Here is a 13,015-nt window from a genome sequence, read left to right as displayed (position 1 = left end):
GCCCGGGACATCCCCGGACCGGCCCCGCCGCCGTATGCGCGCCCCGTGGGCTCACTGTGCGCCCGGGCGCACCAGACCGCTCTCGTACGCGTACACCGCAGCCTGCACCCGGTCGCGCAGCCCCAGCTTCGTCAGTACGTGGCCCACATGCGTCTTGACCGTCGTCTCGCTGACGAACAGATCCGCGGCGATCTCGGCGTTCGACAGCCCGCGCGCCACCAGCTTGAGCACCTCCACCTCGCGCTCGGTGAGAGTGTGCAGGGTGTCCGGCACCGGCTCCTCGCCCGACGGCAGATGCCCGGCGTACTTGTCCAGCAGCCGGCGGGTGATGCTCGGCGCCAGCATCGCCTCGCCCGCCGCCACCACCCGGATCGCCTGCACCAGCTCATGGGCCGGTGCGTCCTTCAGCAGAAAGCCGCTGGCCCCGGCCCGCAGCGCCTCGACGACGTACTCGTCCAGGTCGAACGTCGTCAGCACCAGCACCTTCGCCGGGCCGTCCTTGGCCGGACCGGTGATCTGCCGGGTCGCCTCGACACCGTCCATCCGGGGCATCCGGATGTCCATCAGCACCACGTCGGGCTGCAGCGCCCGCACCTGCTCCAGTGCCTGCAGACCGTCACCGGCCTCCCCGACGACCGCCAGATCCTGCTCCGCCTCCAGAATCATCCGGAATCCCGTACGCAGCAGGGGCTGGTCGTCGACCAGCAGGACGCGGATGGCCACGAGCTCTCCTTCGTTGTGCCCGGACTGGGCTCAGGGTCTGTCCGATGGGTCACGGCCTGGCCCGCGACGCCTGGCCCGGCTTTCCGGCCCCGACCCATGGCAGACCTAGATCGTCTCCATTCTGCCCTGCGGCCCCCCGGCACCGTCCGCCGGGCGCACCTGCAGCGGGTACACCGGGGGAGTGCCGCCGAATTCCGGACAGTGCGCCTGGTGGTCGCACCAGCCGCACAGCTTCGTCGGCCGCGGCCGCCAGTCGCCGGTCTCCGTCGCCAGCCGGATCGCCTCCCACAACGCCAGCAACTTCCGCTCCACGCCCCGCAGATCGGCCTCGCTCGGGTCGTACGTCAGCACATCGCCGCTGCCCAGATAGACCAGCTGCAGCCGCCGCGGCACCACCCCGCGCAACCGCCACACCACCAGCGCGTAGAACTTCATCTGGAACAGCGCGCCCTCGGCGAACTGCGGCCGCGGCGCCTTACCGGTCTTGTAGTCGACGATCCGCACCTCGCCCGTCGGCGCGACATCCACCCGGTCGATGAACCCCCGCAGCCGCAGCCCCGAATCCAGCTCCGTCTCCACATACAGCTCGCGGTCGGCCGGCTCCAGCCGCGTCGGATCCTCCAGCGAGAACCACCGCTCGACCAGCGCCTCGGCCTCCGCCAGCCACCCCGCCAGCCGCTCACCCTCCGCGTCGTCCGCGAACAGCTCCGCCAGCTCCGGCCGCTTCGCCAGCAGCCGCTCCCACTCGCCCGGCACCATCGCCCGCGCCCCGGCCGCCGTACGCTCCGCCGCCGGCGCGTCGAAGAGCCGCTCCAGCACCGCGTGCACGACCGTGCCCCGGGTCGCCGCCGCGCTCGGCTTCTCCGGCAGCTTGTCGATCACCCGGAAGCGGTACAGCAGGGGGCACTGCATGAAATCACTGGCCCGCGACGGCGACAGCGCCATCGGCGGCCGCGCCTGCCGGCCCTCGTCCGCCCCCGCCGCGGCCGCCTCGGCACCCTGCGTCCCCGCCCCGGCCTGCTCCGTGCTCCATCCCATGCCACCAAACCCTACGGCCCGCCACTGACAAGCGCCGAACGGCCACGAGCGGTAAGGGCCCCGCAGCGGACCGGGCCCGAACGCTCCGCATACCATCGACGCCGGACCCTTTCGCCCTGCATGATCGAGATATCAGGCCGAGCAGGGGCGAATGCCGTATTCGATGAGGGGACGCCACACCGTGGACGACAGCGGGAAGCCGCAGGATCCCGAGGAGTCCGTGCGGCCCCAGCCGCCCGAGCCGTCCAAGGGGGCCGACGGGCCGAAGGTGCCGCCGCCGGGCAAGAGGCCCGGCGGAGGCGGCATCCTGATGGGCCGTCCCTTCGGCGTGCCGGTCTACGTGGCCCCCAGTTGGTTCCTCGTCGCGGCCCTGATCACCTGGGTCTTCGGCGGCCAGCTGGAGCGGGTGCTGCCCGAACTCGGCGCCGCCCGCTACCTCGTCTCGCTCTTCTTCGCCGTCGCCTTCTACGCCTCGGTGCTCGTCCACGAGCTGGCGCACACCGTCGCCGCGCTCCGCTTCAAGCTCCCCGTACGCCGCATCCAGCTGCAGTTCTTCGGCGGCGTCTCGGAGATCGAGAAGGAGACCGAGACGCCCGGCAGGGAGTTCGTCCTCGCCTTCGTCGGCCCGCTGCTCTCCCTCGTCCTGGCCGGCGTCTTCTACGCCGGGATGCACATGGTCGAGCCCGGCACGGTCCCCGGCGTCCTGCTCGCCGGCCTGATGATCTCCAACCTCATCGTCGCGGTCTTCAACCTGCTGCCCGGCCTCCCCCTGGACGGCGGCCGGATGCTGCGCGCCGTCGTGTGGAAGATCACCGGCAATCCCATGCGCGGCACCGTGGCCGCCGCCTGGGTCGGCCGGGCGCTGGCCGTCACCGTCCTCATCGGGCTGCCGCTGCTCACGCACACCGGGGCCCTGGGCAACGACCGGCCCGAGCTCGGCGGCGCCGACTCGCTCACCGACGCCCTGCTCGCCGCGATCCTCGCCGCCATCATCTGGACCGGCGCCGGCAACAGCCTGCGCATGGCCCGGCTGCGCGAGCGCCTCCCGGACCTCACCGCCCGCACCCTGACCCGGCGCGCGGTGCCCGTCGAGACCGCCACGCCGCTCTCCGAGGCGCTGCGCCGCGCCAACGACGCCGGCGCCCGCGCCCTGGTCGTCGTCGACCCGCAGGGCACGCCCACCGCGCTCGTCCGGGAGGCCGCCATCGTCGGTGTCCCCGACCACCGCCGCCCCTGGGTACCCGTCGGCACCCTCGCCCAGGACCTCAAGGACGGTATGCGGGTCTCCGCCGAGCTCGCCGGCGAGGACCTCCTGGACTACCTGCGCGCCACCCCCGCCACCGAGTACCTCGTCGTCGAGGAGACCGGCGAGATCTACGGCGTCCTGTCCACCGCCGACGTCGAGCGGGCCTTCGTCTCCGCCATGGCCCGCAAGGCGGCTTGACGGGGCTCGGTCCGCCTCCGGGGGCGCCCTGCTCACCCTGAGCCGCGCCCGGCCCCGCCCACTGGTCCGCGGCGCCCCAACGGGCCGGTAGGCTGGTCACATGTCCGAACCGACCGGTGCCGCCCGCCGTCGCGGGCCCTTCAAGGTCGGGGACCAGGTCCAGCTCACCGACCCCAAGGGACGCCACTACACCTTCACGCTCGAAGAGGGCAAGAGCTTCCACACCCACAAGGGAGCCTTCCCCCACGACGAGCTGATCGGTGCTCCCGAGGGCAGTGTTGTCCGTACCACCGGGAACGTCGCCTACCTTGCGCTGCGCCCGCTGCTCCCCGACTACGTCCTGTCCATGCCCCGCGGCGCCGCCGTGGTCTACCCCAAGGACGCGGGGCAGATCCTGGCGATGGCCGACATCTTCCCCGGCGCCCGCGTCGTCGAGGCGGGTGTGGGCTCCGGCTCGCTCAGCAGCTTCCTGCTGCGCGCCATCGGCGACGACGGCATGCTGCACTCTTACGAGCGCCGCGCCGACTTCGCCGAGATCGCCACCCAGAACGTCGAGCGCTACTTCGGGGGCCCGCACCCCGCATGGACGCTCACCGTCGGTGACCTCCAGGACAACCTCTCCGACACCGACGTCGACCGCGTCATCCTCGACATGCTCGCTCCCTGGGAGTGCCTGGAGGCCGTCTCCAAGGCCCTGGTCCCCGGTGGCATCCTCTGCGCCTACGTCGCCACGACCACGCAGATGGCCCGCACCGTCGAGGCGATCCGCGAGCACGGCACCTTCAACGAGCCGTCGGCCTGGGAGACCATGGTCCGCACCTGGCACGTCGAGGGCCTCGCCGTCCGCCCCGACCACCGCATGATCGGCCACACCGGCTTCCTGCTGACCGCCCGCCGCCTCGCCGACGGCGTCGAGCCCCCGCTGCGCCGCCGCCGCCCCGCCAAGGGCGCGTACGGCGAGGACTACACCGGCCCCGGTGGCCGGGACACCGCCGCCTCGGGGAAGGACCGGGCCGCCGCCGACGGGCGCGACTGACGCCCCGCGGCGACCGGCCGGATCCGGCCACCGAACCGACAGGCGCCGCCGACGAGTTCCCCCACCGGGGAACCGCCGGCGGCGCCCCTGCGTTCACCGGCCAGGGGCCCGCCGGACCCCTAAGGGACGCCCGCGCGACGCCCTACGGGTCTGCCCCCGTAAGGCCGCCCGTGACGCCCTGCAGGAGGCCTCATGGGAAACCCGTAAAACTCCGGCCCAGCTGGTTCCTTGCCGCCCCCTCCTGTGGAACGATGCTGGGCACTCCCACCGGCACAGCACTTCACAGGAGTTACCCCGCGTGCAGCCCATGGCAGGCCAGGACCTCTTGCACACCCAGCCGCGCCCCATGCACTGGCTCGCCACCGCCACCGCCGTCTCGGCGGTCGTCGCGGCCGCGTCCCTCGTCCAGCCGCCCGATGCCACCGCCACGCCCGCCCGCGACGCCCGCTCCGGCAAGCCCTCCGCGGCCGCCCCCGACCCGAGCCGGGTGTCCTTCCCCGTCGACTGCGGACCCACCCGCCTCGACGTGGTGAAGAAGGCCTCCGGCGACCTCGACGGCGACGGTACGACCGAGACCGTCGCGGTGGTCCGCTGCCACAGCGAGACCGGCACCCCGCCCAGCGGCGTCTTCGTCCTCGCCCGGCCCACCGACGAGAAGGCCGCGCCGCGGGTCGTGGCGACGCTTCTCGCGCCCGCGCAGCGGCTCAGCGTCCAGACCCTCGCCATCAAGGCCGGCGCGGTCTCCACGGAGCTCCTGGGCTACTCCGACCTCGACGTACCGCGCTGCTGCCCGGACGTGCACAAGAAGGTCAAGTGGCAATGGCGAGGCGGGAAGTTCGTTCAGAGCGAACTCCCCGCCGCCATGAGGCCTCAGAGTGTCTGACCGGTCACCCGGTGTGCCCGAGGGGAGCGTTCCGCACCCTGAGGGCTACTCCGCGTCCGGCCCGTAGACCTCGACGAGGTCGTTCACGCGGCGGACGTGGATGCAGTCCCCCGGGCACTCCTTCGCCGAGTCCCGCACGTCGGCGAGCAGCTTCAGCGGGACGGGCGTTGTGGCTCCCTTCTCCTGCAGCAGCTCGTCGTCGGCGCTCTTCACATAGGCCAGACCGTCGATATCGAGCTCGAAGACCTCCGGCGCGTACTGCGCGCAGATCCCGTCTCCGGTACACAGGTCCTGGTCGATCCAGACTTCCAGCTCCGGGGCTTCGTCCTGTGCGGTCATCTCGCCTGCCGTTCCTGCGTACGTGAACCGTTTTTGTCTAAGTGGCGCCAGCCCTGACGGGTGTTGACCGACTCGACGATACAACCGCTCGCTTTCCGATGTTGATGGGTGGGTATTCCCTTGGCGTGAGGACGTGCGCAAGGGTGAAGATCGGACACACCCCGACAGTCTTTTCGATCTAGGGGTTTCAACCTGCACCGGCCCAGGTAGGGTCAGGAAGCGTCCAGCTCCTTGGAGGAGGTGAGGACCGTGGCAGCCCACGACGACGACATCAACCGCGGCATCCGGCCGGGGCGGGGGTCTGAAGATCCCGCCGGTCAGGTTGCCTATCTCGAGCAGGAGATCGCCGTCCTGCGACGCAAGCTCGCCGACTCTCCGCGTCACACGAGGATTCTCGAAGAGCGGATCGTCGAGCTGCAGACCAACCTGGCCGGCGTCTCGGCGCAGAACGAGCGTCTCGCCAATACTCTCCGCGAGGCCCGCGACCAGATCGTCGCCCTCAAGGAAGAGGTCGACCGGCTGGCACAGCCGCCGGCCGGCTTCGGTGTCTTCCTGCAGGCGAACGAGGACGGCACGGTCGACATTTTCACCGGAGGCAGAAAACTCCGGGTCAATGTCAGCCCGAGCGTGGAGTCCGAGGACCTCAGGCGCGGCCAGGAGGTCATGCTCAACGAAGCGCTCAACGTGGTCGAGGCCATGGAGTACGAGAGCGCCGGCGACATCGTCACCCTCAAGGAGATCCTCGAGGACGGCGAGCGCGCCCTGGTCATCGGGCACACCGACGAGGAGCGGGTGGTGAGGCTCGCCGAGCCGCTGCTGGACACCACCATCCGCCCCGGCGACGCCCTGCTTCTCGAACCCCGCTCCGGCTACGTCTACGAAGTCATCCCCAAGAGCGAGGTCGAGGAACTGGTCCTCGAAGAGGTCCCGGACATCGACTACACCAAGATCGGTGGTCTGGGCGGCCAGATCGAGCTGATCCGGGACGCGGTCGAGCTCCCGTACCTCTACCCCGACCTCTTCAAGGAGCACGAACTCCGCCCGCCCAAGGGCGTCTTGCTCTACGGCCCGCCCGGCTGCGGCAAGACGCTCATCGCCAAGGCGGTCGCCAACTCCCTTGCCAAGAAGGTCGCCGAGGTGACCGGGCAGCCCGCGGGGAAGAGCTTCTTCCTCAACATCAAGGGCCCCGAGCTGCTCAACAAGTACGTCGGCGAGACCGAGCGGCACATCCGGCTGGTCTTCCAGCGCGCCAGGGAGAAGGCCAGCGAGGGCACCCCCGTCATCGTCTTCTTCGACGAGATGGACTCCCTCTTCCGTACCCGGGGGTCCGGAGTCAGCTCGGACGTGGAGAACACCATCGTCCCCCAGCTGCTCTCCGAGATCGACGGTGTCGAAGGCCTCGAAAACGTGATCGTGATCGGCGCCTCGAACCGCGAGGACATGATCGACCCGGCGATCCTGCGCCCCGGCCGGCTCGACGTGAAGATCAAGATCGAGCGCCCGGACGCGGAGGCCGCCAAGGACATCTTCTCGAAGTACCTCACGGAGAATCTCCCGCTGCACGCCGACGACCTCGCCGAACACGGCGACTCGCGCAAGGCGGCGGTCAGCGGAATGATTCAGTCCGTCGTCGAGCAGATGTACGCGGAATCCGAGGAGAACCGCTTCCTGGAGGTCACCTACGCCAACGGTGACAAGGAAGTCCTCTATTTCAAGGACTTCAACTCCGGTGCGATGATCGAAAACATCGTAGGACGCGCAAAGAAGATGGCCATCAAGGCCTTCCTCGAACACAACCAGAAGGGTCTGCGGGTCTCCCACCTCCTCCAGGCATGCGTGGACGAGTTCAAGGAGAACGAGGACCTGCCCAACACCACCAACCCGGACGACTGGGCCCGGATCTCCGGAAAGAAGGGCGAGCGGATCGTATACATCCGCACCCTGGTCACCGGAAAGCAGGGCGCCGACACCGGCCGTTCCATCGACACGGTGGCGAATACCGGCCAATACCTGTAACACCGCTCTCCGGCTGCGGATGTCCTGCACGGGGCGTCCGCAGCCGGACGCATTTCCGGGAGCATCGCCGACGCTCCCGATAAAGAGCGCGATGGACCAGGGAAAACCGGACTGGAGCAATGACTGTAATGATCTCCCCAGCGCCGCAAAGGCGTTCTAGGCTCTTCGGTACCGCTGCGTCACGCTGTGCGGGCGTGGGGCACGCACACGGAACGCAGACTCAGCGGTACTTGAGCGCCGACCCCATCCGGGGGCGCCGCCGGGCAAGGAGGGCCGCATGACCGTACGGCGAGTAATGGGAATCGAGACGGAGTACGGGATCTCCGTCCCCGGCCACCCGAACGCCAATGCCATGCTCACCTCATCCCAGGTAGTCAACGCCTACGCGGCCGCGATGCACCGGGCACGCCGTGCCCGCTGGGATTTCGAGGAGGAGAACCCGCTGCGGGACGCCCGCGGCTTCGACCTCGCACGCGAGAACGCCGACGCCAGCCAGCTCACCGACGAGGACATCGGCCTGGCCAATGTCATCCTCACGAACGGTGCCAGGCTCTACGTCGACCACGCACACCCCGAATACAGCGCCCCCGAGGTCACCAACCCGCGCGACGCCGTCCTGTGGGACAAGGCCGGCGAGCGGATCATGGCCGAGGCCGCCGAGCGGGCCGCCCAGGTGCCCGGCGCCCAGCCCATCCACCTCTACAAGAACAACACCGACAACAAGGGCGCCTCCTACGGCACGCACGAGAACTACCTGATGAAGCGGGACACCCCCTTCTCGGACATCGTGCGGCACCTGACGCCGTTCTTCGTCTCCCGCCAGGTGGTCACCGGCGCCGGCCGGGTCGGTATCGGCCAGGACGGCCACGAGCACGGCTTCCAGATCAGCCAGCGCGCCGACTACTTCGAGGTGGAGGTCGGCCTGGAGACGACCCTCAAGCGGCCCATCATCAACACCCGCGACGAACCGCACGCCGACGCGGAGAAGTACCGGCGGCTCCACGTGATCATCGGCGACGCGAACCTCTCCGAGATCTCCACCTACCTCAAGCTGGGCACCACCGCCCTGGTGCTGTCCATGATCGAGGACGGCTTCATCGCCGTCGACCTCGCCGTCGAGCAGCCCGTGCGCACCCTCCACCAGGTCTCGCACGACCCCACCCTGCAACACCTGATCACCCTCCGCAGCGGTCGTACGCTCACCGCCGTACAGCTCCAGATGGAGTACTTCGAGCTGGCCCGCAAGTACGTCGAGGACCGCTACGGAGCGGATGCGGACGAGCAGACCAAGGACGTCCTCACCCGGTGGGAGGACGTGCTCGGCCGGCTGGAGAACGATCCGATGAGCCTGTCCGGCGAGCTCGACTGGGTCGCCAAGCGCGAGCTCATGGAGGGCTACCGCCGCCGGGACGGCCTGGACTGGGACGCGGCCCGGCTCCACCTCATCGACCTGCAGTACGCCGACGTGCGCCCCGAGAAGGGCCTGTACAACCGTCTGGCGGCCCGCGGGAAGATGAAGCGGCTCCTGGACGAGCCCGACGTCCAGCGCGCCCAGCAGAAGCCCCCAGAGGACACCAGGGCGTACTTCCGCGGCCGCTGCCTGGAGCAGTACGCGGACGACGTCGCGGCCGCCTCGTGGGATTCGGTCATTTTCGATCTGCCCGGTCGTGACTCCCTGCAGCGGGTTCCCACGCTGGAGCCGCTGCGCGGGACCCGCAGGCACGTCAAGGAGCTCCTGGACCGCTGCCGTACCGCAGAGGAGCTGGTGAGGACGCTTTCCGGCCGCTGATGCACGGCAGGTGCACGACAGATTTCGCGGCGATCCGCAGCTGCTCCGCGGCTGAAATCGCCGCGATGCGGGAATCATCGAGGTGACTCCCGGGCGTTGCAGCAAGTGCAGGGCCGATGTCGGACCCTGCTTGTAGGGTCGGATCTTGAAGGTCACATCGAGCGGGGCGAACCGAGCGGGGTGAGGGATATGGCGACCAAGGACAGCGGCGGCGGACAGGCCAAGGCCACGCGTTCCACGGAAGAGGTCGAGGAGCAGACACAGGACGCGCAGGCCTCGGAAGACCTCAAGGAACGCCAGGAGAAGCTGAGCGACGACGTGGACTCCGTCCTGGACGAGATCGACGACGTGCTCGAGGAGAACGCCGAGGACTTCGTGCGCTCCTTCGTGCAAAAGGGCGGCCAGTAATCACGTATGTGAACGAGGGGGGCGAAGCGCCGGACCGGACGTGAGCGAGTGCTGCCACTCGCTCCGTTCGGTGGCGGATCGCCATCGGCGTGACGGGCTCCAGGGGTGATGCCGGCAGTGGGTGGCCGGGCGTTCGGCCGCCACTGCCGGCATCACCGAAGCCGAGCGCGACGCGCCGCATCACGCAGCGGCGCCGGATGTACGTGATCTGCCTGGATGCCGACCCCGTACATGTGGATCACGATCACGAGGCGGGTAAGGTCCGAGGCGTACTGTGCTTCAGTTGCAACGCAGCCTTGGGCCAATTCAAGGATCGGCCGGACGTCTTGAGGCGGGCGGCCGAGTATCTGGAAGGAATCGTGTGGAAGCCAACACTCGAAGCACCGGGCGTCTACCAGCTGCCTTCCTGACGCCTGGATCCTCGTCGTTCATGGACTTTCTCGGGGCGCACTCGCCCGAGCTGCTGCCGGGCAACCGCCCGTTGCCGCCGGTGCAGGGCGCCATCGAAGCGCCGCACGGCACGACGATCGTGGCCGCGACGTTCTCCGGCGGCGTGGTGCTCGCCGGTGACCGGCGGGCCACGATGGGCAACGTCATCGCGCAGCGGGACATCGAGAAGGTCTTCCCGGCCGACGAGTACAGCGCGGTGGGCATCGCCGGCACGGCCGGCCTCGCGGTCGAGATGGTCAAGCTCTTCCAGCTGGAGCTGGAGCACTTCGAGAAGGTCGAGGGTGCCCAACTCTCCTTGGAGGGCAAGGCGAATCGTCTGTCGACGATGATTCGCAGCAATCTCGGGATGGCCATGCAGGGCCTGGCCGTGGTGCCGCTGTTCGCCGGCTTCGACCTCGACCGCGAGAAGGGCCGGATCTTCTCGTACGACGTGACCGGCGGGCGCTCGGAGGAGCAGGGATTCGCGGCGACGGGTTCCGGCTCGGTCTTCGCGCGCAGTGCTCTGAAGAAGCTCTTCCAGGAGGACTTCACGGAGGATCAGGCCGCCACCGCCGTCGTCCAGGCGCTGTACGACGCCGCCGACGACGACTCGGCGACCGGCGGGCCCGACATGACCCGGCGGATCTACCCGATCGTCACGGTCATCACCGACGAGGGCTTCAAGAAGCTCGCCGATTCCGAGGTCGCGGAGATCGCCCGGGCCATCTACGAGCGCCGCCTCGACCAGCCCGACGGCCCGCGTGCCGCGCTGCTCTGACGGGACGGATGTTCCGCTATGCATTCGCCACTGAACGAGCTCTTGACAGGAAGGGACGGATAGCCGGTGTCGACGCCGTTCTATGTCTCACCCCAGCAGGCCATGGCCGATCGCGCCGAGTACGCCCGCAAGGGCATCGCGCGCGGCCGCAGTGTCGTGGTGCTGCAGTACACCGACGGCGTGGTCTTCGTCGCCGAGAATCCCTCCCGGGCCCTGCACAAGGTCAGCGAGATCTATGACCGGATCGCCTTCGCGGCGGTCGGGAAGTACAACGAGTTCGAGAACCTGCGGATCGGCGGGGTGCGCTACGCCGATCTGCGGGGCTACACCTACGACCGCGAGGACGTCACCGCGCGCGGCCTCGCCAACGTCTACGCCCAGACGCTCGGCACGATCTTCTCCAGCGCCGCCGAGAAGCCCTACGAGGTCGAGCTGATCGTCGCCGAGGTCGGCAGCGCCCCCGAGGACGACCAGATCTACCGGCTGCCGCACGACGGCTCGATCGTCGACGAGCACGGCTCGGTGGCGGTCGGCGGCAACGCGGACCAGATCAGCAGCTACCTCGACCAGCGCCACCGCGACGGCATGACGCTGTCCGAGGCGCTGAAGCTGGCCGTGGAGTCGCTCTCGCGCGACACCAACGGCGGTGAGCGCACGCTGACCGCCGAGCAGCTGGAGGTCGCCACCCTGGACCGTACGCGGCCCCAGCAGCGCAAGTTCAAGCGGATCCTGGGCCGTCAGCTGGCCCGTCTGCTGGAGGGCGGCGGTGAGGCGGGTGCCGAGGAGCCGGCGGCGGACGCCGACGCGGCGGCCGGCGAGTCCGGAGCCGCCCCGGAGGAGAGCGGCACCAAGGGCGCCAAGGGCAAGGGAGCCAAGGGCAAGGACGCTACGGACAAGGACGGTCCCGAAGGGGAGCCGCTGCTCTGACGTACCGCTTCCGGGCCGGTTGCCCGGATCGCGCGCCCCGGTGGGTCCTCACCCGCCGGGGCGCGCGGCGTTGTCGCCGCCGGCCGCCGCCGGGGCGGTGGAGCCGCGGGTGACCAGCTCCACGGGCAGGGTGGGGGCCGGTTCCGGGCGGCCGTCGAGTACGGCCATCAGGGCCCGCATACCGGCCTCGCCGAACTCCTCGGCGGGCAGCCGTACGGTCGTCAGCTCCGGCTCGACGGCGAGTGCGAGGGCGAGATCGTCGAATCCGGTGACGGAGACGTCCTCGGGGACCCGCAGGCCGAGGCGGCGGACGGCCTTGCAGGCGCCCGCGGCGATGATGTCGTCGTCGCAGAGCAGGGCCGTGGGGCGGGGGCCGGGGCCGGTCAGGGCGGCATGCGCGGCGCGCAGTCCGGCGTCGACGCCGAGGGCGGCCGGCTCGCGGCGCAGCAGCGCGCCGGGGACGCCGTCGAGGGCCGCGGAGACGGCGCGGGCGCGTACGCGGAAGGTCCAGGAGTCCACCGCGGCCGCGAGGTGGGTGATGCGGCGGTGGCCGAGGGCGAGCAGATGGCCGGTCAACTGCCGTACGCCGTCGGCGATATCGAGGTTGACGGTGGCCGAGGCCCGGTCGTCGCCGGGGTCGCTGTCGAGCATGACCAGCGGCAGGCCGGCGGTGCGCAGGGCGGTGAGCGCCTCGGCGGCCATGGAGGAGGCGAGCACTCCGTCGAGGGTGGCCGCGGCGGAGTCGAAGGGGTCGCGCGCGGGGCCCACGCCCTCGGGTGAGGGGTACAGGACGACGCCGAAGCCGTGGTCGGCGGCGACCCGGGCCGCACCGGTGTAGACCCGGGCGAAGAATTCGGTGGTCAGGGCGGGCACGACGAGGAGCACCGTACGGGTGCGGCCCATGCGCAGGCTGCGGGCGGCGAGGTTGGGGCGGTAGCCCAGTTCACGGGCGGCGGCGCGGACCGCCTCGGCCTTGCCGGGGGAGACCCGGCCCTGCCACTTGTCGCCCAGGACGAGGGAGACGGCGGCCTGGGAGACCCCGGCGGCGCGGGCGACATCCCGGCTGGTGGCCGGGCGACCGGGGGGCGCGGCGCCGGCCGCTCCCGTGGAGCCGGCGGTCGTACCGGGAGGTGGCGTGGCCTCGTTGCTGGTCACCGGGTGTTTCACTCCTCGCTTTCGGCCGCTGCGGGGTGGACCGCGGGGTG

13 protein-coding genes are annotated in these 13,015 nt (G+C 70.2%); 9 read left to right on the top strand and 4 right to left on the bottom strand.

Annotated features, from left to right (window positions below):
- Positions 1-51: 51 nt before the first annotated feature.
- Both ACFWZH_RS35865 and ACFWZH_RS35860 read right to left on the bottom strand, forming a co-directional pair.
- Positions 52-723 (bottom strand): response regulator transcription factor, encoded by a 672-nt coding sequence (locus ACFWZH_RS35865; protein WP_066975498.1) that lies wholly within the window; start codon positions 721-723, stop codon positions 52-54.
- 105 nt (positions 724-828) lie between these two features.
- Positions 829-1,761 (bottom strand): RecB family exonuclease, encoded by a 933-nt coding sequence (locus ACFWZH_RS35860; RefSeq protein ID WP_384441357.1) that lies wholly within the window; start codon positions 1,759-1,761, stop codon positions 829-831.
- A 181-nt stretch (positions 1,762-1,942) separates the two neighbouring features.
- Between ACFWZH_RS35860 and ACFWZH_RS35855 the strand changes: the two genes are divergently transcribed.
- The 3 genes from ACFWZH_RS35855 to ACFWZH_RS35845 all read left to right on the top strand — a co-directional run bounded on the left by ACFWZH_RS35855 (position 1,943) and on the right by ACFWZH_RS35845 (position 5,124).
- Positions 1,943-3,205 carry a site-2 protease family protein gene (locus ACFWZH_RS35855; RefSeq protein WP_384441354.1) on the top strand — a complete coding sequence of 421 codons (1,263 nt, stop codon included), beginning with the start codon at positions 1,943-1,945 and terminating at the stop codon, positions 3,203-3,205.
- 100 nt (positions 3,206-3,305) lie between these two features.
- Positions 3,306-4,241 carry a tRNA (adenine-N1)-methyltransferase gene (locus tag ACFWZH_RS35850; protein WP_384441351.1) on the top strand — a complete coding sequence of 312 codons (936 nt, stop codon included), beginning with the start codon at positions 3,306-3,308 and terminating at the stop codon, positions 4,239-4,241.
- 298 nt (positions 4,242-4,539) lie between these two features.
- Positions 4,540-5,124, top strand: a complete 585-nt coding sequence (locus ACFWZH_RS35845) for a hypothetical protein (RefSeq protein ID WP_384441348.1) — start codon at positions 4,540-4,542, stop codon at positions 5,122-5,124.
- Positions 5,125-5,169: 45 nt separating this feature from the next.
- Here ACFWZH_RS35845 and ACFWZH_RS35840 read toward each other — a convergent pair whose 3' ends face one another.
- Positions 5,170-5,463: a ferredoxin gene (locus ACFWZH_RS35840; RefSeq protein ID WP_384441345.1), complete on the bottom strand. Its 294-nt coding sequence runs from the start codon at positions 5,461-5,463 to the stop codon at positions 5,170-5,172.
- Between the two features lie 249 nt (positions 5,464-5,712).
- Here ACFWZH_RS35840 and arc point away from each other — a divergent pair, with 249 nt between their 5' ends.
- The 6 genes from arc (at position 5,713) to prcA (ending at position 11,810) form a co-directional block, all read left to right on the top strand.
- Positions 5,713-7,479 carry a proteasome ATPase gene (gene arc / locus ACFWZH_RS35835; protein ID WP_384441342.1) on the top strand — a complete coding sequence of 589 codons (1,767 nt, stop codon included), beginning with the start codon at positions 5,713-5,715 and terminating at the stop codon, positions 7,477-7,479.
- 277 nt (positions 7,480-7,756) lie between these two features.
- A complete protein-coding gene (gene dop / locus ACFWZH_RS35830) occupies positions 7,757-9,268 on the top strand; it encodes a depupylase/deamidase Dop (RefSeq protein WP_384441338.1) in 1,512 nt (503 codons plus the stop codon).
- 189 nt (positions 9,269-9,457) lie between these two features.
- On the top strand, positions 9,458-9,676 hold the full coding sequence (locus ACFWZH_RS35825) for a ubiquitin-like protein Pup (protein ID WP_006607619.1): 219 nt from the start codon (positions 9,458-9,460) through the stop codon (positions 9,674-9,676).
- Positions 9,677-9,873: 197 nt separating this feature from the next.
- Positions 9,874-10,086: an endonuclease VII domain-containing protein gene (locus ACFWZH_RS35820; RefSeq protein ID WP_384441367.1), complete on the top strand. Its 213-nt coding sequence runs from the start codon at positions 9,874-9,876 to the stop codon at positions 10,084-10,086.
- Positions 10,038-10,883, top strand: a complete 846-nt coding sequence (prcB, locus tag ACFWZH_RS35815; RefSeq protein ID WP_384441334.1) for a proteasome subunit beta — start codon at positions 10,038-10,040, stop codon at positions 10,881-10,883. The genes ACFWZH_RS35820 and prcB overlap by 49 nt, the downstream gene beginning before the upstream one ends.
- 66 nt (positions 10,884-10,949) lie before the next feature.
- Complete coding sequence (prcA, locus tag ACFWZH_RS35810) at positions 10,950-11,810, top strand: proteasome subunit alpha (RefSeq protein WP_384441331.1); 861 nt, start codon at positions 10,950-10,952, stop codon at positions 11,808-11,810.
- A gap of 48 nt (positions 11,811-11,858) precedes the next feature.
- On the opposite strand, the gene ACFWZH_RS35805 is transcribed toward prcA, so the two are convergent.
- A complete protein-coding gene (locus ACFWZH_RS35805) occupies positions 11,859-12,965 on the bottom strand; it encodes a LacI family DNA-binding transcriptional regulator (RefSeq protein ID WP_384441328.1) in 1,107 nt (368 codons plus the stop codon).
- Between the last annotated feature and the right edge of the window lie 50 nt (positions 12,966-13,015).

Origin of the sequence: Streptomyces sp. NPDC059008, from assembly GCF_042749045.1 — a bacterium.
GTDB lineage: Bacteria > Actinomycetota > Actinomycetes > Streptomycetales > Streptomycetaceae > Streptomyces.
This window is presented reverse-complemented; position numbering and strand designations above follow the sequence as displayed.